The following is a 20,076-nucleotide window of genomic DNA, read 5'->3' as shown; positions in this document are numbered from 1 at the left end:
CCGGACCACGATCAACCTTCCCCGGTGGGAATGTGCTCCGCGAGTTCGACCTCGAACACGAGCGGCGAATAGGCGGGAATCGCCGGCGGCCGTCCCTCCGTCCCATACGCGAGATGGTACGGCAGCACGAGCTTGCGGCGCTCGCCCATCCGCATGCCGGTGACCCCCTCCACCCAGCCGTCGATCAGGGCGGTCGAACCGAGGACCATTTCGAGCGGTTCGGGCGGGTCGTGATCGTGGCTCGAGTCCACCTTGCTCCCGTTGGGAAGCCAGACGGTATAGTGGACGCCCATCTCGTCGCCGTAGCCGGCCGGCGGTCCGCTCCCCCCCTGCAGCACCTGGATGAAGAGGCCGCTCTCGGTCTCCTCCATCGCATCGAGGTCGACCGCGAGTTCATCGGCGAACGTCATCTCCCGGAGATCCGTGATCACACCCTCGGGCGTGCCGGCCCCCTCGGGCGAGCCGGCCGTCTCGGCCGCTTCCGCTGCCTCGCCCTCCGCGCCGCTCTCCGCCGCCTCCCCCGCGTCGCCCGCGCACGCAATGGCGAGCGGCGCCAGGAGCAGGGCCGCCACGGCCCGAAACCCGTTCAATGTCATATCACGCTGCATGGAATTGCCTCCGAGAGTGGATAGTGGCGAATCGCCCGAATGTAGCGGCGTTTCAGCGCGCGTTGCTAGTATCAGGCATGAAGACTCCAAGGATGTTTCGACCGGCGTTCCGACCCGCTTCCCGCACTGCGTCCATGGCCGGGCTCGTCCTGCTCGCCGCCGCCTGCGGCCCTCGTCCCCCGGCGGACGAGGACGCCTCCGGCTCGGCCGCGGAAGCTGACCTCACCCCCGCGCAGGAACTCGTGGCGCGGTCCGTGGCCTTCCACGATCCGGGCGGTGTCTGGGGCACCCGCTCCATTTCTATGTCGTGGGCCGGGACCGACGGAGAGGGCGGGGAACGCGTCGCCGTCGACCTGGAGTTCGGCCCGGACGAGCGCGACTTCGCCCTCTCCGGCCGCTATCGCGGCTCCTCGATCGAGTACGAGACGGCGGCCGACGGCTGGTCCGCCACCGTGGACGGGGTCGCGCAGGCGGACCTCCCCGACGCGGACCGCGAGCGCATGCGCCTCCATCGCGAGGACGGGATGTTCTGGCGCAGCTACTACGGGTTCCTGGCGGGTCTTCCGATGAAGATCCCCGACCCCGGCGCCCACCTCGACCCCGAGATCGTCGAGACCGCCTTCATGGACCGGGAGGTCCACGCCGTCCGGGTCACCTACGACCCCGATACCGGCGGCGACACATGGTACTTCTACTTCGACCCCGCGACCGCGCAGCTCGTGGGTTGCCGCTTCTACCACGACGAGAGCGCGAACGACGGCGAGTACATCACCTTCGAGGGCCTGACCGAGGACGGCGGGCTGCGCCTGCCGCGACTGCGGGGCTGGTACATGAACGCCGACGGCCGTCACCTGGGCACCGATGAGGTGGGGACGATCCGGGTCGGCCCGTGACCCGGTCCGGCCCGTAACCCCGGTCCGCCCCGCAACCCCGGTTCGGCCCGTAACCCGGGGCGGGATCGCGCGCCCCCGCGGGGAGGTCCGCCGCTCCGGCCGCGCGGCCGCGGTCCTCCTCATCGCCCTCGCCGTCGCGGGGTGCTCGGAGTCGACTCCGCCCCCGCCGCCGCCCCCGCCTGCCATGCCAAGCGGGGACTGCGTTCTCTCCTTCGTGATCGACGGCGATTCCGTCCGCTGCGCCGATGGCCGGGAGATCCGGATTCTCTCCATCGACGCCCCGGAAATGGCGCAGGAACCGTGGGGCGCCCGCGCCCGCGACGAGTTGCTGCGCGTGGCCCCGGTGAGCACGGCGCTCAGGGTCGAGTACGACGCGGTTCGCGTGGACACCTTCGACCGGGATCTCGCCTATCTCTTCCTTCCGGGCGGGGACATGCTGAACGAACACATGGTCGCGAGCGGGTACGCGCTCGCGTTCGTCATCCCCCCCAACCGCCGGTACGCGGACCGCATCGAGGCCGCGGAAGCCGCCGCCGAGGCCGAGGGGCGAGGTCTGTGGGGCGAATGGGGGTTCACCTGCCGCCCGGTCGACTTCAGGCAGGGCCGCTGCTAACACGGCGAGGGACCGGACGGCGCGTCGGGCGCGTCGAACTGTCAGGGTCTCGAGCGGGTCGGTCCGTCAGTCGAGCGACGACATGAAGCGCGACTCGATTCTCAGGTAGCTCGCGCCGCCACCGGGAACTTCGGCGAAGATCTCACGCCATTCGGGCGTACCGAGGACGGCGGGGAGCTTCTCGTCCCGTTCCTCCTTCGACGCCCAGCGGATGACCCACGTGACGTTCGCGGGACCGAGTTCGTCCTGCTCCGCGCCCCGGACCTCGGCGGGGATCCCCGATTCGATCCAGAAACCGACGATGTCCAGGTGTTCGCGCAGGTAGCGGATGTAGTCGCCCTGCGCGACCTCCGCGTACTCCTCGAACCGCGCCGGGTCGAAGTGATAGTTGCGGATCTCGTAGATCGCGCTCTCCTGCGCGGGCGCGGAATTCGACCCCGCGGCGGCGACCCCGATGAGGAGGATGGCGCCGAGCGCGGCGAGAGAGAGGGTTCGGGGCGTTCGTGCGGAACCGGTCATTCGTGCCTCCGATCAGCCCGACGTGCGGGCTAGTGCAGGGCCAGGGCCTCGACGAAACGGTCGACCTGCCCCGTCGTGTTGTAGATGTGGGTCGACACACGGATCGCGTTGTGGCCATCGCGCTGGTGCTCGTCGATGTGGGAGGAGATGCTCGCCTCGAAGGCGCCCACCGCGGCCACCGCGTCGAGACCCTCCTTCTCGAAGATCGTCGAACCCGGCGCGCTCCGTGCGCGGTCGCCGCTGAGGAGCGTGACGCCGTCCACCTCCGCGAGGCGCGACTTGAGGTGATCCGACAGATGGCGGCAGCGCGCCTCCACGGCCTCGAGCCCGACCGCCGCGACGAAATCGACCGCCGTCCCGATCGCGGCGCGCACGGGGAATGCCGCGGTGCCCGGCGGGCCGAACTGCGGCTGCTCAGGGGTCGCATCGGGCGCGAACGCCGTCCGGATGCGGTCGCGCGCATCGCGTCGCACGAAGAGGAAGCCGGTCCCCGCCGGTGCCAGCATCCACTTGTGCAGGCTCACGCTGTACGCGTCGCAGCCCAGGGAGGTCAGGTCGATGGGGAACTGGCCCACCGCCTGCGCGCCGTCCACCAGGCTCACGAGCCCCCGCTCGCGCGCGAGCCCGCAGACCGCCTCCACGGGATAGAGGTGCCCCCCGCGGGTGACGTGACAGAAGGAGACCGCCCGCGTCCGGGGCGTGATCGCGTCCTCGAACCGCGAGAGGATCTCCTCCTCCGGCGGCAGGGGGCTGGGGATGAAGACCTCGTTCACCCGAATCCCCTCGCGTACCTGCCGGAACTCCCACGGACGGCGACCCGCCGGATGCTCCTGGGTCGTGATCAGGACTTCATCGCCGGGGTTCAGCGCGACCCCGATGCTCTGGAGGTGGAGCGCCTCCGACGCGTTTCGCGTGAGCGTGAGTTCGTCCGACCGCACGGAGAACAGGTCGGCGAGTCCGGGCACGACGTGTTCCGCGATCCGGGCGCTCAGGTCCGACCGGCCGCGGACGGGAAGCTCGGCCATGGCCCGATAGCCCGCGGCGACCGCATCCACGACCTGCCGCGGCGGCATGCCGATGCTCGCGTTGTTCAGGTAGGCCGTGCCGGGTTCGACGAGGAAGTGCGCGCGGACGTCGTCCCAGTCCGCGTCGTCCGTCCCGGGCGGGGTCTGGAGCGGCGGGAGTTCCGCCGACGGCGCGTCCCCCTCCCAGGCGGCGCAGGCGGGAAGCCCGAGGGCGGCGGCGCCGGTCGCCCCGAGGCGGAGCCACTCCCTCCGGTCCAGGAGCCCGTGGCAATCGTCTCCGGAGTCCGCCCCGGTCATGGACAGCAGGTGGAACTGCGCGTGAAGGACATCGAGTTCCCGCTCGGGAAGAGCAGCGTCAACGCGTCGCCGTCGATCTCGACCCCGGTCGGCTCGAGCGGTCCCTCCCCGTCCCGCGCGGTCATCGCAAGCGGGCTCGCCGGCAGTCCCGCCATCGTGCGTCCATACGAGAAGTGATGGAGGTGCTCGAAGGTGAGCGTCTCTCCGTCGAAGGCGTAGCGTCCGCCCTCGCCGGAGCCGCGCCTGGGCTCGTCGCCATCCATGACGAAGAAGAGGACCTGCCACTCTCCGTCCGTGAACATGATGCGCCCGCGCACGGGATGCCGGGCACCGCTCGCGAGGACGTATTCGTTGGCGGCCCAGGCTCCCACGAGGGCGTCGGCCCGCGGCGACAGCGCCCCGCCGGCCTCTGGCGCCGCGGGGTCGATGAGTCCACCGGCCAGCCCCGCGAGACCAAGGGAGGAGCCGAGGAGAAGGGACGGTCTGAGCATGGTCTGCGTCTCCGGGTCGCCGGGGATCGTTGGCCCCGCAACGTGACGCGGCCCGCGGCGAGCGACAAGCGCCGGCCCGGCCCACGCGGACTGCCGGGGTCGCCCGGTCTCCGCGATCCCCGTACCGTGAGATCGTCCGCCGGAAGGCCGGGAGCGCAACCGAATCGAGAGGGTCGAGCGATGCGAACAGAGCGGCGAGCGTGGAGCGGGGTCCGGGCACTCCTGACCGTGGCGGTGGCGGCCTTCGCGGTCGCGTCGATGGCGCCGGCCGAGGTCGAGGCCCAGGAAGTCGGCCCGCCGAACGGGTCGCTCGTGATCGTGGGCGGCGCCATGCGGAGCCCCGAGATCGCGAACCGCTTCGTGCAACTCGCCGGCGGGACGGACGCGCGCATCGTCGTCATCCCCACGGCGGGCGGCGCGGAGTCCTACGGGCCGTCGTTCGGGGGCGTCAGGCCCTTCCAGGCAGCCGGCGTCGAGCACCTGACGGTCCGCCACACGAACGACCGGGACGAGGCGAACAGCGAAGCCTTCGTGGCCGCGATCCGGGAGGCGACCGGCGTCTGGTTCACCGGCGGGCGCCAGTGGCGCCTGGTCGATTCCTACGCGGGGACGCGCACGGAGGACGAGTTGTGGGCCCTCCTCGAGCGCGGCGGCGTGATCGGCGGTTCGTCCGCCGGCGCGACGATCCAGGGGTCGTACCTGGCGCGCGGCGACACGGCGACGAACACGATCATGATGGGGAGTCACGAGGAAGGGCTGGGATTCCTCCGAAACACGGCGATCGACCAGCACCTCCTCTACAGGAACCGGCACTTCGACCTGCTGGAGATCATCGAAGCGAGGCCCGAACTCCTCGGCATCGGGATCGACGAGAACACCGCGATCGTCGTGCAGGGCGACCGCTTCGAGGTCATCGGAGAGTCGTACGTCGTCATCTACGACAACCAGAGCACGCTCGACAGCGGCGGCCTGTTCTACTTCCTCGCCCCGGGCGACCAGTACGACCTGGCGACACGGCAGGCGTACCGTCCATCCCGCGGGCTTCAACCGCTCGGCCGCGTCGAGGGGCGGCCATGGCCCCGACGCCAGCCCGACCGCTAAGCCGTCAGCCCGATCGCTGAGCGGCCAGCCCGACCGCTGACCCACAACCGCACGGGGGTCCGGTGAGGCGAGGGCTCGTCCTCGTCGCCCTCATCGCGGCAGGGGAGGGCGTCTTCCTGCTCCCCTTCGTCCTCGCGCGCGTCTTCCGCCCGACGCTGCTCGACGCGTTCGGGATCACCAACCTCGAACTGGGGACCGCCTTCTCGCTGTACGGGATCGTGGCGATGGCGGCGTACTTCGCCGGCGGCCCGCTCGCGGACCGGTTCTCGGCCCGGCGGCTCATGGCGCTCGCGCTGCTCACCACCGGACTCGGCGGGCTCGTGCTGGCCGACTTTCCTCCGCCGCGGACGATGAACCTGCTGTGGGCCTTCTGGGGGATGACCACCGTCCTCCTCTTCTGGGCCGCGATGATCCGGGCCGCGCGGGAGTGGGGCGGGCACTCCGCCCAGGGCCGGGCCTACGGCTTCCTCGACGGGGGCCGGGGGCTCCTGGCGGCGCTCGTGGCGACGGTGTCCGTGGCGGTCTTCGCCTGGCTCCTGCCGGGCGAGGCGTCGGCGGCCACGCCCGAGGAGCGGGCCGCCGCCTTCCGCGGGGTGATCCGCGTCTTCACCGGAATCACCCTCGCCAGCGCCGTCTTCGTGTGGTTCGTTGTGCCCGACAGCCGGCCGGGCGCCGACACCGACGGCCGCCCGAAGCTGTCGCTGGAGGGGGTGCGAGCCGCGTGCCGCATGCCGGTCGTGTGGCTGCAGGCCGTCATCATCATCTGCGCCTACACGGGGTACAAGGCCACGGACGACTTCTCGCTCCTGTCGCGGGACGCGCTCGGCTTCAACGACGTCCAGGCTTCCGGGATCGGCACGCTCGCCTTCTGGATCCGCGCCGCCGCGGCCATCGCGGCCGGCTTCCTCGGAGACCGGATCGACGCTTCCCGCGTCATCGTGTGGGGTTTCGCGATCCTCATCGGCGGCTGCCTGCTCATCGCCTCCGGGGTGCTGGTGCCCGGCCCGGCCTGGATGCTCATCGCCACCATCGTGACCGCCAGCGTCGGCATCTACGCGCTGCGCGGCGTCTACTTCGCCCTGCTGGCCGAGGGCGCCGTGCCACACGCCTACACCGGGAGCGCGGCCGGCCTCGTCTCCGTGCTCGGCTTCACCCCCGACATCTTCATGGGACCGCTCATGGGCGTCCTGCTCGACAACTCGCCGGGCCTCCCCGGCCACCAGCACGTGTTCGCGGTCGTCGCCGGCTTCGGCGCCATCGGCCTGCTCGCCGCGCTCGCCTTCCGCCGCGTCAGCAGGCAGATTCAGATCCCCCGCTCAAGCAGCGTCCGCGAACTCCAGTCATGATCCAAGGAGTACCCCATGTCCGGTAAGGACACGCCCTCGCCCGCTTCCACAGCGTCGCCCCGCGCCGATCTCGATCTGCCCGCCCTGTATACTCAAGCTGACAGCGCGGCAGGCGCAGCTCAGCGCCTCTTCTTCACGTTCCAAAAGTACCATATCACGTGCTTGGTTCTTGGTAGCGCCGCGGCCGCCACGTCCGCCGTCGTTGACTCGACAATCGGTCGCTGGTTGCACGTCTTGTCCACGTTGGCACTCGGGATAGGCGTCCTGCTCACGTGGATCGCCTATCTCCGTAAGGATGAACTTGCCTGGTTTCAGTGCCGCGTGATCGCCGAATCCGTAAAAACCGCCAGCTGGCAGTTCGTTACGAAGTCGCCTCCCTTCGCCAACGACCAGAGCCTAGTCGAGGCCTTCATCGCCTGCCTTCGCACAATACGTCACTCGAACCCTGCGGTCTTAGACCGCCTCACACCTAGCATCTCCGACAGCGATCAGATGATAAGCGACTCCATGATGCGTCTGCGGCAGGCTCCTTGGGAGCAGAGACGACAGGTGTATCGAGAGCAGCGCCTGCAGAATCAAAGGGTGTGGTATGCGCGAAAGGCGACTCGCAACGCGACGCTGCAAAAGCGCTGGCTGATTGGTGCCATATTCCTCCAGATTGCCGCTATTGGCTGTGGCGTGGCAATAGCAATCACTCCAACCATAACCCTAAACTTGATACCGTTTTTGACAACCGCCGCCGCATCTGCAGTGGCGTGGACGCGTATGCGCCGCTACAGTGAGTTGGCGTATACTTACTCGATCACAGCACAGGAACTACTAGATCTCGAAGCCCTGGAGGCCGAAATCGACCGCGAGGAGGGGCTGGCGGGGCTAGTCCGTCAGATCGAAAATGCGATTTCACGGGAACATACACTTTGGCATGCTCGATCTGCAGGAAGAGCTAGACAACCGGAGGCCGATTTGAAGTCAACGGACGAGTTGGCGTAGAACGGTCGAACGTCTCGGGAGGGGCGTCAGGTTATGGACTTGATACAAGAGGCGGCTGACGGGTTGCCGATTGCGGGATGGTCAGTGGCCCTTCCGAACTTCGTTCCGTCAGTGTCAAGCATAAGGACAAAGGCTTCGATGTTGGAGTGTCTGACGTTGCTGGTCGGGCGAGGGGGGCCGTTCCTGCTCTCCGCATTTGATGTGGCGCAGTGTACCGATGGAGTGCGGCGCCAAGTTGTACAGTTGCTCCAACGGCAGCGGACGAACGGCGGCGGTGTCTTTTTGGACAGCGGAACCTATGAGGGTCAGTGGCGGACGGACGCGGAGTGGGACGCGTCGGCGTTCGATGAAGTTGTCTCCGAGGTGCCGCACGACTATAGGTTTGTGTACGATAGCCACCACCCGCCCGAGACAGCTCAGGCAATTGCGGAGGCCGTTGAAGAAAGTGTAGTGCGCGCACAAGAGTGCGGAAATGGGACCGTCATTCCAATCGTTCATGGTCGACCGTCAGTTATCCGGGAGGCGGTGCACCTTACAGCGCAGGCGATCGAACCCATGATGCTGGCAGTGCCCGAACGAAGGCTCGGTCGTGGCCTGATCGATCGAGCGGGGATGATACGGCGCATTCGGTTGTCTCTGAATGAGCTGCCGGCGTATGTCCCTCTACATATCCTGGGTACGGGACATCCGGTGTCCCTCATCACGTACAGCTTAGCAGGAGCGGACAGTTTCGACGGTCTCGAGTGGTGTCGGCAAGTGATTGATCACGAGACCGGCAGAGTGCTCCCGTTCGAACATTGGGACTTGCTTCAGGACGGCAGTTCGGTCGATTCAGGGCCGGAGTGGCCGTGGGCAATTCACCCGCTATTTTATAATCTGCGATTTTACGACCAGTTCATGAGGCGGTTACGGGTTGCCCGGAGTGCCGGAACTCTAGACGCGCTCCTTGGGGAACACGTCGGAGGGGCGGTCCTGACCCGATTGCTCGAGGCGTGCCAGAAGGGGGACACGGCGCAATGAGGAAGGCCGGAAGGGAGCTGTCGCGGATCGACGAGGCGATACGAGTTGTTTACCACGAACTCGACATTCGACCAGTGCCGGTATGGGAGGGCCATAGCGAGGATGATCTATGGCGGGAACTTGTCTGGTGTATTTTGGGGAGTCGCGTTCACTGGGAGGTGAGTCACGCTGCGCTGGGACGACTGGGTCGAGCTGGGCTCCTGTCGGCCGACCGGTGGCGAGGTGGACTCGACGAACCCGAACACGCGACACTGCTGTCGCTGGGAAGAGGATACAGGTTTTTTCGGAGAACGGCAGGTCACATTCGCGGAGCCGCGGAACGTGTGTATGATGATGGGGGGTCTATCCGAGGCCTCCTGGGTGACGGTGATGGGGAAGATGACGTACGGCGGACGTTTGCGGCGGAGATACCTGGCATAGGGCCGAAGCAGGCAAGCTTGTACTTGAGAACCATCGGCTTTGCAAGGCGACTTGCCGTACTAGACGTACATGTCCTCACGTACTTGCACTGGATCGGTATTATTGAGTCGGGTGTCAGGACGATAAACACGCTGTCACGATACGAGGGACTTGAGGAGTTGTTCATGGCGTATGCTGACAAGCGAGGATATTCGCCGGCGGCATTCGACATGGCCGTCTGGCTGGTTGTGCGAACTGCAAAAAGGGAAACGACACTATGGCGATAGTAACCTTGGTGTCAGGTGGAATCGACTCGACCGTAATGAGTCTTCTGGCTCAAGAAGAGGGAATCAAACTGTTCCCGTTATTCGTGAACTATGGGCAAAGAAGCGCGAGGTTGGAATGGTTCGCGTGTCAGCACGTGCACGCACGATTTGGCCTGCCAACGGTAGAGCGGGTCGATCTGTGTGACTTCGGTCGCCTCGTCTCGAGCGGCTTAACGGATCCCAAGCAGCACGTGTACGAAGATGCGTTTCAGCCCGGTCGAAATCTCTTGTTGCTCGTTGCGGGGGCGGCGTATGCAGTCGAGGTCGGAGCAGACGGGGTTGCCCTCGGTTTATTGGATCCGGGGCGACGACTGTTTGATGACCAGACGGAGGAATTCGTCAACCGCGCAGAAGATGCCATTCGGCTGTCTGTGGGAAGAAGCGTGTCGGTGCTAGCGCCGCTAATAGGGTGCTCAAAGCGAGACGTGTTGAGGTTGGCCAGGGAAAGGGGGGTATCGAAAACGTACTCGTGTCATGCGGGCGAGGAGGAGGTGTGCGGCGGCTGCATCGCGTGCCGGGAAATTGCCGATGCCAAGAGAGAAGGGGAGGATTAGAAATGGGGGGAAGTGGTGGAAGCGCTGGAGTCGATCCTAGCGATCTGAGGCGGCTGGAACGGGAGGCGAAGAGGATTCTGAGGGGGGATGGTGAGGGGCAGAAGCGAAACGTGTTCTTGAGCTTCAACTCGACCGATCTTGATTCGGTGAACCTCCTCAGAGGACAAGCAAGGAACGAGAACAGCGAACTGGAGTTCAAAGATTGGTCGGTGAAGGTGCCCTTCGACAGCGGTGAAGCGGAGTATATTCGGCGAAAAATCAGGGAGCGGATTAGGCAATGTTCAGTAACGATCGTGTTTCTTTCGGGTGAGACGGCGGAGAGTCGTTGGGTCGACTGGGAGGTGCGGGAGAGCCTGAGACTAGGGAAGGGCGTCGTGGGCATGTATCAGGGGAAGGCTCCGCCGGCGAGGATGCCTGCCGTTATCGGGGAGAAGGCAATTCGGGTCGTACCGTGGAGGCACCGTGACCTGAGTCGTGCGGTGGAAAGGGCGGCGGAGGAACGGGGAGGGAGTAGGTAGGCAGGTGGAGCTGCTGGTACGCTGGTAAACGGCGTTGAAGAAACGAGTGCGTGGTGGTTATGAACTGCGGACGGTGTGGGAGATGAGATCCGCCGAACGATCGAGGTCGGCGCGAACGTCCGATTCCCAGAGCCGCAGCACCGTCCAGCCTTCGTTTTGGAGCGTGGCAGTGACATGGTCGTCGCGCACAACGCGCTTCGTGAACTTGTCGATCCAGTACGCTTGATTCGACGTCTTGAGTTGCGCTTCAAGAGCCTCGGGGCCCCGCTCGCGAAGAACACGCGCATGCCAGTAATCGCCATCGATGAACACGGCGACGCGAGCTCCGATGAACACGATGTCCGGTCGGCCCAGGAGCTTCGGGTAGTTTTTGCGGAACCTGAGCCCGCGTCGGTGGAGGATCGACCGGAGAGCGACCTCCGTCTTGCCGCCGGTGCTTCGAATCGCGGACATGTTGCGGTGGATTTCATCAGGGGACTTGGGGTTGTACTCCGTCACGAGAGCGGTTCAGACGGCTAGGTCAAGCGGCAAGTCTGACACATCACGAAGCCGCTTTCCGTGGACCATTAGGTCGAGCGTTTCCCGGGCGTCGTCCAACTCCAAGGCTTCGACGACTTCGCGAAGTTCGTGAAGCGCTACATGGTAAGTGCAGTCGATATCGCCGGTCCCGATGGCGATTGAAACGAGTCGACTGGGCAAGGGTTCGGCAGTTACGACCGCGATGTGAGGTGCTCGACCCTTCCGGTTGCGGACCAGATTCAACGCCTCAGCCCGCGAGTTTTGAGTTCGGTCGCTGCGGATCGTCCACTTGCAGGAGACGCTGGCGTGCAAGAGATGTTGCGAGTTGTTCCGTCTCCGGAGAGGGGTGAGTCCGGCGGTGTCGTTTCCAACGAAGGGGGCTTCTCGGTTAATTCGGTCATCTTCCTCAGGCGCCCGGGCGATGACGATGTCGGGCTTGATCGTGTAATCACTGCCCAGAACCGCAGCAAGCGCGGCGTTGCCGGCCGCCGCTTCCTTGAGAGCGTCGAGGTGGGAGTACTGCTCGAACTTGGCGATGGCGGAGCCGGGCTCAATCTCCCAGTGACCCGGCCGAAGGTGATGCAGGGCCGGAAAAGTAGCCCGAAGGAAATCAACGGTCTGCCTTTCGAACTCGGCGCCTGCGGCCGATCCCCTGAGGCGAGGCTTTCCCGAAGGAACGCCTAGCGTCTCCGCCAAGGTGCGCCCGATTGAGACGCTTGTCGGGCTGTCCTTGTCCGAATTGCTCGCTATCCCGTCTTGCAGCGACCAGAGTTTTTCTTGTAACCGCCGGTGCAGGCCTTGGCGGGCCGCATGAAGAATCTCCTTTGTCATGCGGTTTGGTATCGAAGTACCAACTGCTCTTCGGCGCTGAGGTCAGGTTCCTGCCGCAACAGGGCCGCTCGGAGCGATCGACCGACGGCTTCGGCGACAGGTGGTGGCAATGCGTTGCCCACTTGCCGGTAAGCGGCGGTCTTGCCTCCCTCGAAACGCCATGTGTCGGGGAAGCCTTGGATGCGTGCCGCCATGCGGACCGTCAGCCGCGGCATCGTCCCTACGGGGAAGTCGGGGCCCGGAGGGGCATCCGCAAGTGATAGCCCGTTGACGCCAAGTCGCTTCCACGCGGCCCTAGCCCTGGTCGGTCCGAGGTCCGCACCGCCATGCTTCTTCGAGCCTCCAACCAGTGTGGGCGCGATGTCGTCTGCTCCCGCGGCCCACTCGGCTGCTCCCGGCCAGCCTCGTGAGGCCATCAGATCGACGAGTACCTCACCGACGGACGCGCCGGGTGTGGTCGATGAGGGCCACGCGAAGAAGTGTGCGAGGTGCTTCTTCACAGCCACGAGAATGAACCGCGGCCGCAACTGCGGTACGCCGAAATCGCGGGCGTTCACGATGCTCGCATCCACCCAGTATCCCAGCCCGTCCAAACGAGAGATCAGGGCCCGTCGGTACGCGATAAAGCGACGTGAAGCGAAGCCTGCCACGTTCTCGAGCAAAACCCCACCAGGGTCGAGTTGTTCGACCAGGTGCAGTGCAGCCGGGAAGAGATCCCGTTCATCCTCGCCTCCGAGCTGTTTCCCGGCGACCGAAAAGGGAGGACAGGGTACGCCCCCGGCAACAAGGTCCACACCTCGGAATCCTTCTGGGTCGAGCCTCCGAACATCGGTTTCAAAAACCGGCCAGGCCGGCCGGTTCCTTCGGAGCGTCGCGCAAGCGTAGTGGTCGTTCTCGACCAACCCCACCGCCTCGAAACCGGCGTTCTCAAGCCCCAGCGCCTGACCCCCGCCCCCCGCACAAATCTCAAGAACCGTCGGCAATCCCGCCTCTCCTCCCGATTAGCCCCCCGAGTTACGTCTCACGTTACCAATCTTCCGGCGCTCATCAACCGGCTGTCAACACCCCTTGAGGTTCAAACGGCCCCGTCTCCTAATCTACCTCGCTGCGGCGGCGAGCAGGTTCGTCGAACTTGTTCCTGAGCCAATCGAGCGCCTGGCGTTGGTCGTCTCTTGTCGCACGCCGGAGTTGGCTGAGCAGCCAGACCCAGCTCGGCGGCTCTTGCACGAGGTTCTTTGCTCCCTGATTGCACGTGCTGCACAGGGCTCGAAGATTCGACAGGGTATTCTGCCCGCCATGGCTCAAGTCGGTGATGTGGCCCACTTGCAATTTCGTTGGCCGACCTCCAGCGCGTTCGTCCAGATCACTTGCCCCCGCCCCGCACATCTGACACGTATACCCGTTTCGTTCCAAGACTTGTGCTCGGAGCGACGAAGGGATGGAATGCGCGAAACGATAGGGAGGCTCGTCGGGTGGCAGTTCCTCGAGCACATACTGCCCCGGCTTGAGGTCGGCGCGGTCAAGATGAGAACTGATCTTCCAGCCCTCTTGGCGTAGTTCGCGCAAGCGGCGCGAGTACTGCAGCGCGTGGTTGGCAGCAGCCTGTAGGTCGGCGGATTCGACGACCTCCCCGACATGATCACGCAGGTAAGCCGCAAGAGCGGCCCTGGAACTCAGCCGTGGCATGGTTGGGGGGATCGTCCTTCTGAGGTTCGAGACGTACGGAATGGTGGAACACCAGTAGCTTTGAGTGCCCAGAGCATTCGTTTCTCCTACCGTGGGGACCCGAGCAGGGCAGCTTCTCTTCCCTCCGCAGGAAACCTCGATAAGAATAGGAGGAGTGTCCGTGTGGCGCGAGCAATCTGCGAAGCCTGGAGACCTGCATCCCGGCCACGGACGGTTGGCCCGTTCGCACGAATCCCATCGGAAATCACATGGAAACGATCGCCGCATCTGACTTCAAGACCCGCTGCTTCGCTGTCCTGGATCGCGTCTGCGAGACGGGGGAACCCGTCGTCATCCTCAAGAATGGGCGACCAGTCGCTGAACTGCGGCCCCCGCGCCAAAGCCGGACGGAGTACCCGCAGAAGGAGCTGCAGGGCACCGTGACCGTCGTCGGCATCGTGGGACCGGTCGTTCCGCCCGCTAAGGCACGAGGGCGGGCTCCCGCTTCCTGAGCACGAACAGGCCCTCGCGCATGCTGGACACGATGATGTTCCCGGAGGGGAAGAACGGGTAGTTGCTCCAGGATCCCGCGAAGCCCGGCGCGTCCGGGCTGCCCGGCACCGTGTCGAAGAAGCCGGCCGGCACGGGGTTCTCCGGGTCGGAGATGTCGAAGATCCGGAGACCGCTCACGTAGTTCGACTGGTACATGAGGTTGTCGCGGATGTAGAGGTTGTGGTCCGACGCCGCGTTGTCCTGCACGAACTCCCGCACGAGCACCGGATCGTCCAGATCCGCCACGTCCCACACGAGCGTCCGCGTACCGGTCGTCCCGCCCGACAGTTCGTCGAGTTCGTCGTTCAGGTAGAAGTAGCGCTGGTCCTCCGACAGCCACCCCTGGTGGGAGTAGGCCACGTTCGGATAGGCGGCGTTCGAGATCGGCGTCGGGTTGTTCTTGTCGGTCACGTCTCCGATGCCGAGCTTCGTCGCGCTCGCGTTGAAGCACACCTCCCTGCCGACGTGATCCTCGTCGGGGCCCTCGTAGATGACGCACTGCGCGTCGTGCGTATAGCCGCCCGATCCGGCGTTCCCCGTCTCGGGGTCCGCGAAACAGCCGGCGAAGGTCGGGTTCCGCGGATCGCGGATGTCCACCATGTGCAGCGCGCCGCCGCAGGTCTCGCCGCCACCGCTGCCGCCGACCACGTAGGCGAAGCCCGACGCCTCGTTGATGACGATGTTGTGCGCGGAGGCGAATTCGGCGTAGTGGGCGTCCTCGTCGAAATCCACCGGGGGATTGGTCACGTCCCGCAGCCGCCTGAGATCGAAGACCTGCATCCCGTGTTCGCCGGCGTTGTCCGCCACGATGAAGGTGTGGTCGGCATGGACCTTCATGTCCCGCCACAGGTTGGGCATCGCGCCCTCGGTGAGGGGGAGGTTCCCGAGATAGATGGGATTCCCGGCGTCGGTCACGTCGATGAAGGAGGTACCGTCGAACCGTCCGAGGATCGCGTACTCGCGGCCCGTCTGCGGATCCACCCAGCCCCAGATGTCGCTGACCATGATCCCGCGCGCGCCCCCGACTTCCCGGGCCGGGAGGAAGGAGACGAGGTCCACCTCGGAGCAATCGAAGCCGGCGACCGTCCCGTCGTCCGAGCATCGCATCTCTTCGCCCCTGACGGCGGCCAGGCCCAGTTCGGTCTCATGGATGGGAGCGGCCTCGCTCCACGTGCCGCCCGCGTCGCGCTCGAACACGAAGCCGATGCCCTCGAAGAACTCGGAGCCGGGCGCCCCGACCACGGCGAGGCCGTCACCTCCGGCCACCGCGTTGCCCATGAAGCCCATGAGCCCGCGGGTTTCGCCTTCCAGCAAAGTCTCCTCGCTCCACGCGCCGTCGTCCCCTGCCCGGAGGACGTGCGCCGCGCCCGCGAAGGCGTTTGTGCCCGGCGCCCCGACCACGAGTCGCCCGCCCGCCCCGGCGAGGGCATAGCCGAAGAAGGCCGCCGGAGACGGCGACGCAGCCGCGATCGACCCCGTCTGCGACCACGTCCCATCGTCGTCCGCCGCGAACCGGAAGACGGAGCCCTGCGCCTGGTTGGCGAGCGGAGAGCCGAGGTATGCGTCTCCCTCCATGAGCACCGCGGACAGGCCGGCCACCATGCCGCCGGCCGGGGTCAGCCGGGCGACCTCATCCCATTCGGTGCCGCTGCGGCGGAACAGGTAGCCGGTCCCCGCCTGCGGTGGCGCGGGCGGTGTGAACTGGCTGAGCGCAAACGGCCCGGGCGCGCCCACGAGGGCCAGATCGCCCTCGACGCTGACGGCCGCCCCGAAACGGGCGTCCGCCGGGGCGTCGGACCCGGTCAGTTCGACAGACGTCAGCCCCATGTCGGACTGCACGTAGGCGAACACCGAACCGCTGGCGCCGCGCCCCGGAGCGCCGATCACCCCGAACTGGCCCCCGGCCCCCACGGCGACCGAGGAACCGAAGGCGTCTCCCGGCATCGCGTCCGGGGCCTCCAGCCGTTCCCAGGAACTCCACATGGTGCCTTCGCGGACGAAGACGTACGCCGCTCCCCGGCTCTCGTTCTCCTTCGGGGCGCCGACCACGAGGATGTCGCCCTCGACGGCCAGCGCCTCGCCGAAGCCGTCCCCGTACACGCCGCTCGGGGCCGGTATCGTGGCGACCTCCACCCAGCCGTCCCCGCCACGCCGGAATATGTGCACGCTGCCGGGTTCGGAGCCCGGCATCGGGAACGCCGCGAACTCGCCGGGCCGCGAGACGAAGATCTCGTCCCCGGAAACCGCGGCCGCCGCCCCGAAGCCGATGATCGGGGCCCCGGCGGCATCGTCCAGGCCGCCCGCATGAGTCTGCGCCGCCCCCGGCGCCGCCAGCGCCGCAACGAAGGGAAGCAGGGAAACGAGAAGAGCGAGATTGCGTGATCGCATGGTACGGACTCCCGGGGGTTCAGGGGATCGAGCGCCCGAACGTATCGCCGCCGCCGCGTCTAGCGGAAGCGGATGGCGATGCCGAACTGGGCCTGCCACTGCGAGGCGCCGATCTGCGGCAGGTAGGGCACCGCGGCGCGGACACCGCCGGTGTCTCCGAACTGGAGGGGGCCCGCGTAGCGCGCCCGGAGCGGGTCGTCCGGTTCGGGCGTCATGTTGGTCAGGTCGAAGTCGTCTTCGATACGGTCTTCGACGCTGAGCAGTCTTACGATCGGGTTCACGGTCTGGACATGCCCCCACGCGCTGTCGACCAGGTTCAGGACGTTGAGTACGTCGAGCGTCAGCGCCACTTCCGCCCCGCCCAGTCGGAAGGGCTGGCTGAACCGGAGATCAAGTTCATTCGACCACGGCGTCCGGCACGCGTTCCGGTTCAGGATCCGTCGCCGGTTCTCCAGGAGGCAGGGTTCCTGCAACATGAGCTGCTCGAACAGGATTCCGCTGATCGGGGCCTGCCCTCCTCCGGGGAAGTCGAATCCGCCCGCCGTCACGTAGATCAGATCGTTGGCGAGGTCGAGAGCCCGACCGAATCCGGGATACGTGTCGCCGTTGATGTCGTCGGCGTAGACGTAGGAGTACGGCCTGCCGGACTGCCCTACGTACAGCAGCGATAGCCTCCCGCCTCCCAGCAGCCGGGGCAGGGCGGCCGTCGCGCTCGCCACGAGCCGATGCGGCCGGTCGAAGAGCGAAGCCTGGCGCAGCGGGTCGTTCGGATCGCCCGAGACCGCCGTGAACCCGTAGTTCGCGATCGCATCGAGCGAAGCGAGGCTCTGCACATCCGAAGAGCGGTTGTACGCGTAACCGACGTCCACTGACAGCCGATCCCCGAACTGCTTGCGCAGCCGGGCGCTCACCGCGTACGAGAAGTTCCGCGCCCGGTCGCCGATCCTGATGACCTGCGCGAACGCCTCGTTCACCCGCCGCGGAATGAAAATCGGCTCCCGGGCGTCCGGCGGCTCTCCGGGGGGCGGGTCGACGAACTCGCTGCCGTCCCCCGGGTCCCCGAACACCTGGCGGGTCCCGTACCCGAATCCGTATGTGAATCCGTTCTCCTCCGTACGTTCACTATCGGGGATGGCGGGTCCGATATTCAGGTCCTCGAACGCGATCTGGTTCACGGCGCGCGTGTAGATCCCCTCGAGCGACAACACGAATCCCGCCGGCAGGCGCTGGTCGATCCCGAACGAGGCCTTGAAGTCGCGGGGGAACCGGAAGTCGGGGTCGAAGGCCGTCACGGTGGGAACGCCGAAGTCGCCCCCCGATCCATCGGCGCATGCCGTCGGGGATGGGGCCCGCGGATCGAAGATCGGAACGATCTCCGGATCGGGAACCCCGAGATTCCGCCGCCGGCACGTCAGGAAGACGGAGGAGAGACCCGTGTTCTGATACGCGTTCGCCAGCCACGCGAACGGCGGCCGCCCGGTGAACAGCCCCATGCCGCCCCGGATCTGCGTGCCGCGGTCCGCGCCGAGACCCAGGTTGAAACCGGCCCGCGGCGAGAACATGACGGTCCCGCTCGGCAACTCGCTCGTATCGAGGCCGAACGAACTCTCCACCGCCGGATTGTGGGCCGGCGCGTCCGGCATCAGAGGCACGTCCATGCGCACGCCGAGCCGCACGTTCAACCGGTCGCCGATCCGCGCCTCCTCCTGGACGAAGGCGGAGAGCTGGTTCACCGAAAACCGCGCGGCGCCCGCGTCCTCCGCGAGAGGGACGTGGATCACATACTCGCTCGGCGTGTTCGCCTCCAGGTCTTCGGCCGAGTTGAAGTAGTAGCTGCCGAGGCTTCCGGGCAGATACTCGCGACGGATCGAAAACCGTTCGAACCCGCCGCCCAGGGTAATGTGGTGGTTCCCGAGAACCAGGGTTAGCGCGTTCGAGATCTGCAGGATGTTCTGATCGAGTTCGCCGTCCGGGCCCGAATAGTTCGAACCCGCCCGCACTTCCCTCCGGAACCCGGCCCCGGGGACGCCCCCCTGGAGTCGGACCTCGACGCGCGGGAAGAGCGCGTTCGCCGTCTCCCGATCGCGCAGGAATTGCACGTTCACCATGAGGTCGTTCGACAGTGTGGGGCTCGGGGCGGACAGCCATTGCGCGCCGATCGACTGGTTGCGCGACTCGATTCGAGTGCCGGTGGACGACATTTCGTACACGTCGCCCGGCAGGCGGTTGGTCGCGGGATCGTCCGCCGCGTAGGCGAAGTTGTAGCGCAGCATGAGGGAGTTGTTGGCGTCGGGACGCGCGTCGAAGCGTGCGAACACGTTCGCCAGATTGTTCTCCAGCGTGTACAGGCCCGCTTCACCGGCATCCGCGCCGTAGCCCCTGAGAAGTCTCGAGACGCGCCCAATGGAATCCGGGTCGAGCTTCGTCCGGACGATGTCGTCCACGCCCACCGTGAACCCATCGGGCGGCCGCTCGCGGCCCTCGAACTCCCCGGCGACAAAGAAGTGCAGCCGGTCCCGCACGATGGGACCGCCGACATCGAAGCCCGCGAACACGTTGTCCAGCTCACCCGGCTCCCGCAGGTGGCCGCCGATCAGCGCATCGCCGACCAGCGCGTCGTTGCGGAAGAATCCGAACGCCGATCCACCGAACTCGTTGGACCCCGTCCGGGTCACGGCGTTGAGGACGCCGCCGGTAAACCCGGACTGGCGGACGTCGTACGGCGCCGTGAGCACCTGGAGCTCCTCGATCGCCGCGAGCGGAATCACGCGCCCGCTCGCCTGTCCCCCGGCCACGCCGGTCGGCGACAGGCCGAAAACGTCCTGGTTGAGGGCGCCGTCGACCTGGATGTTGTTGAAGCGGATGTTGGATCCCGCCACCGACGTGCCCATCTCGTCGATCGCCACCAGCGGCGACAGTCGGGCGAACCCCGTGAAATCCCGTGATATCGTGGGCAGGGCCTCGATCGCCTCCCGGTTGACGACGGTCGTCGCGCCCATGCGGGTGGGGTCGAACTCCGGGTCCGTCTCGACGCGGACGGAGAGTTCGGGCAGCGGAACCGCCGTCTCGGAGAGTTGAACCTCGAGCCGCAGCCGCTGTCCGGCGATGAGCGTCAGGCCCTCCCGCGTCACCGGGCTGAGTCCGATGCGCCCGACCTCCAGCGTGTACGGCCCGCCGGGCCGAAGATTGGCAAGGCTGAAACGACCCAGTTCGTCGCTCAGGACGGCGTGGGTGGCGCCGGTCCGGGTATGTCGAAACTCGACCCGCGCCCCGGCCACCGGGGCTCCATCGGCGTCGATCACGCGCCCCGCCACGCCGGCGGTCGTGACCCCCTGAGCGGAGACGATGGACGGAGGGACCGCGAGGCCCGCGAGCAGGCCGATCAACGCAACGCCGACAAGGCGACTCAAGGCGATTCTCC

18 protein-coding genes are annotated in these 20,076 nt (G+C 66.5%); 8 read left to right on the top strand and 10 right to left on the bottom strand.

Going from position 1 to position 20,076, the window contains the following annotated elements:
- Positions 1–11 precede the first annotated feature (11 nt).
- A complete protein-coding gene (locus RN743_RS14485) occupies positions 12–608 on the bottom strand; it encodes an FKBP-type peptidyl-prolyl cis-trans isomerase (RefSeq protein ID WP_310780869.1) in 597 nt (198 codons plus the stop codon).
- Between the two features lie 92 nt (positions 609–700).
- Here RN743_RS14485 and RN743_RS14480 point away from each other — a divergent pair, with 92 nt between their 5' ends.
- Positions 701–1,501, top strand: coding sequence for a DUF6503 family protein (locus RN743_RS14480; protein WP_310780867.1), 801 nt, complete (start codon positions 701–703; stop codon positions 1,499–1,501).
- A 214-nt stretch (positions 1,502–1,715) separates the two neighbouring features.
- Entirely contained in the window at positions 1,716–2,114 is a 399-nt protein-coding gene (locus tag RN743_RS14475; protein ID WP_310780866.1) for a thermonuclease family protein, read from the top strand.
- Positions 2,115–2,180: 66 nt separating this feature from the next.
- Here the strand turns inward: RN743_RS14475 and RN743_RS14470 are convergent, their stop codons facing one another.
- The 3 genes from RN743_RS14470 to RN743_RS14460 are packed head-to-tail and all read right to left on the bottom strand — an operon-like array spanning position 2,181 to position 4,446.
- Positions 2,181–2,633: a hypothetical protein gene (locus RN743_RS14470; RefSeq protein WP_310780865.1), complete on the bottom strand. Its 453-nt coding sequence runs from the start codon at positions 2,631–2,633 to the stop codon at positions 2,181–2,183.
- A gap of 29 nt (positions 2,634–2,662) precedes the next feature.
- Positions 2,663–3,955 carry an aminotransferase class V-fold PLP-dependent enzyme gene (locus RN743_RS14465; RefSeq protein WP_310780864.1) on the bottom strand — a complete coding sequence of 431 codons (1,293 nt, stop codon included), beginning with the start codon at positions 3,953–3,955 and terminating at the stop codon, positions 2,663–2,665.
- Positions 3,952–4,446, bottom strand: coding sequence for a hypothetical protein (locus RN743_RS14460; protein ID WP_310780862.1), 495 nt, complete (start codon positions 4,444–4,446; stop codon positions 3,952–3,954). The genes RN743_RS14465 and RN743_RS14460 overlap by 4 nt, the downstream gene beginning before the upstream one ends.
- A gap of 180 nt (positions 4,447–4,626) precedes the next feature.
- On the opposite strand from RN743_RS14460, the gene RN743_RS14455 reads away from it, so the two are divergent.
- The 6 genes from RN743_RS14455 (at position 4,627) to RN743_RS14435 (ending at position 10,700) form a co-directional block, all read left to right on the top strand.
- On the top strand, positions 4,627–5,547 hold the full coding sequence (locus RN743_RS14455; RefSeq protein WP_310780861.1) for a cyanophycinase: 921 nt from the start codon (positions 4,627–4,629) through the stop codon (positions 5,545–5,547).
- Between the two features lie 62 nt (positions 5,548–5,609).
- The gene (locus RN743_RS14450; protein WP_310780860.1) at positions 5,610–6,893 is read left to right on the top strand and encodes an MFS transporter; all 1,284 of its coding nucleotides are present in this window, start codon (positions 5,610–5,612) and stop codon (positions 6,891–6,893) included.
- Between the two features lie 15 nt (positions 6,894–6,908).
- The gene (locus tag RN743_RS14445; protein WP_310780859.1) at positions 6,909–7,883 is read left to right on the top strand and encodes a DUF4231 domain-containing protein; all 975 of its coding nucleotides are present in this window, start codon (positions 6,909–6,911) and stop codon (positions 7,881–7,883) included.
- Between the two features lie 1,016 nt (positions 7,884–8,899).
- Positions 8,900–9,589 (top strand): hypothetical protein, encoded by a 690-nt coding sequence (locus RN743_RS14440; RefSeq protein ID WP_310780857.1) that lies wholly within the window; start codon positions 8,900–8,902, stop codon positions 9,587–9,589.
- Positions 9,580–10,182: a 7-cyano-7-deazaguanine synthase gene (locus RN743_RS16060; protein ID WP_343219047.1), complete on the top strand. Its 603-nt coding sequence runs from the start codon at positions 9,580–9,582 to the stop codon at positions 10,180–10,182. Before RN743_RS14440 ends, RN743_RS16060 begins: the two co-directional genes overlap by 10 nt.
- Positions 10,183–10,184: 2 nt before the next feature.
- Positions 10,185–10,700 (top strand): TIR domain-containing protein, encoded by a 516-nt coding sequence (locus RN743_RS14435; protein WP_310780855.1) that lies wholly within the window; start codon positions 10,185–10,187, stop codon positions 10,698–10,700.
- A gap of 57 nt (positions 10,701–10,757) precedes the next feature.
- On the opposite strand, the gene RN743_RS14430 is transcribed toward RN743_RS14435, so the two are convergent.
- The 6 genes from RN743_RS14430 to RN743_RS14405 all read right to left on the bottom strand — a co-directional run bounded on the left by RN743_RS14430 (position 10,758) and on the right by RN743_RS14405 (position 20,065).
- On the bottom strand, positions 10,758–11,198 hold the full coding sequence (locus RN743_RS14430) for a very short patch repair endonuclease (protein WP_310780853.1): 441 nt from the start codon (positions 11,196–11,198) through the stop codon (positions 10,758–10,760).
- 9 nt (positions 11,199–11,207) lie between these two features.
- Positions 11,208–12,050: an NgoMIV family type II restriction endonuclease gene (locus RN743_RS14425; RefSeq protein ID WP_310780851.1), complete on the bottom strand. Its 843-nt coding sequence runs from the start codon at positions 12,048–12,050 to the stop codon at positions 11,208–11,210.
- Positions 12,047–13,033, bottom strand: coding sequence for a DNA (cytosine-5-)-methyltransferase (dcm, locus tag RN743_RS14420; protein WP_310780849.1), 987 nt, complete (start codon positions 13,031–13,033; stop codon positions 12,047–12,049). Before dcm ends, RN743_RS14425 begins: the two co-directional genes overlap by 4 nt.
- A 109-nt stretch (positions 13,034–13,142) precedes the next feature.
- Positions 13,143–13,736, bottom strand: a complete 594-nt coding sequence (locus RN743_RS14415) for an HNH endonuclease signature motif containing protein (protein WP_310780848.1) — start codon at positions 13,734–13,736, stop codon at positions 13,143–13,145.
- 459 nt (positions 13,737–14,195) lie between these two features.
- On the bottom strand, positions 14,196–16,655 hold the full coding sequence (locus tag RN743_RS14410) for a choice-of-anchor B family protein (protein WP_310780846.1): 2,460 nt from the start codon (positions 16,653–16,655) through the stop codon (positions 14,196–14,198).
- Between the two features lie 59 nt (positions 16,656–16,714).
- Positions 16,715–20,065, bottom strand: a complete 3,351-nt coding sequence (locus tag RN743_RS14405; RefSeq protein WP_310780845.1) for a carboxypeptidase regulatory-like domain-containing protein — start codon at positions 20,063–20,065, stop codon at positions 16,715–16,717.
- Positions 20,066–20,076 lie beyond the last annotated feature (11 nt).

Origin of the sequence: Candidatus Palauibacter scopulicola, assembly GCF_947581915.1 — a bacterium.
GTDB classification, from domain to species: domain Bacteria; phylum Gemmatimonadota; class Gemmatimonadetes; order Palauibacterales; family Palauibacteraceae; genus Palauibacter; species Palauibacter scopulicola.
Note: the sequence above shows the minus strand (reverse complement) of the source record. Positions and strands in the feature narration are given on the sequence as shown.

What these genes read in the sequence shown, in the direction of transcription:
- RN743_RS14485 (WP_310780869.1), bottom strand. Translation starts at nt 608, where the DNA reads ATGCAGCGTGATATGACATTGAACGGGTTTCGGGCCGTGGCGGCCCTG.
- RN743_RS14460 (WP_310780862.1), bottom strand. Translation starts at nt 4,446, where the DNA reads ATGCTCAGACCGTCCCTTCTCCTCGGCTCCTCCCTTGGTCTCGCGGGG.
- RN743_RS14465 (WP_310780864.1), bottom strand. Translation starts at nt 3,955, where the DNA reads ATGACCGGGGCGGACTCCGGAGACGATTGCCACGGGCTCCTGGACCGG.
- RN743_RS14480 (WP_310780867.1), top strand. Translation starts at nt 701, where the DNA reads ATGTTTCGACCGGCGTTCCGACCCGCTTCCCGCACTGCGTCCATGGCC.
- RN743_RS14410 (WP_310780846.1), bottom strand. Translation starts at nt 16,655, where the DNA reads ATGCGATCACGCAATCTCGCTCTTCTCGTTTCCCTGCTTCCCTTCGTT.
- RN743_RS14455 (WP_310780861.1), top strand. Translation starts at nt 4,627, where the DNA reads ATGCGAACAGAGCGGCGAGCGTGGAGCGGGGTCCGGGCACTCCTGACC.
- RN743_RS14470 (WP_310780865.1), bottom strand. Translation starts at nt 2,633, where the DNA reads ATGACCGGTTCCGCACGAACGCCCCGAACCCTCTCTCTCGCCGCGCTC.
- RN743_RS14440 (WP_310780857.1), top strand. Translation starts at nt 8,900, where the DNA reads ATGAGGAAGGCCGGAAGGGAGCTGTCGCGGATCGACGAGGCGATACGA.
- RN743_RS14425 (WP_310780851.1), bottom strand. Translation starts at nt 12,050, where the DNA reads ATGACAAAGGAGATTCTTCATGCGGCCCGCCAAGGCCTGCACCGGCGG.
- RN743_RS14445 (WP_310780859.1), top strand. Translation starts at nt 6,909, where the DNA reads ATGTCCGGTAAGGACACGCCCTCGCCCGCTTCCACAGCGTCGCCCCGC.
- RN743_RS16060 (WP_343219047.1), top strand. Translation starts at nt 9,580, where the DNA reads ATGGCGATAGTAACCTTGGTGTCAGGTGGAATCGACTCGACCGTAATG.
- RN743_RS14435 (WP_310780855.1), top strand. Translation starts at nt 10,185, where the DNA reads ATGGGGGGAAGTGGTGGAAGCGCTGGAGTCGATCCTAGCGATCTGAGG.
- RN743_RS14415 (WP_310780848.1), bottom strand. Translation starts at nt 13,736, where the DNA reads ATGCCACGGCTGAGTTCCAGGGCCGCTCTTGCGGCTTACCTGCGTGAT.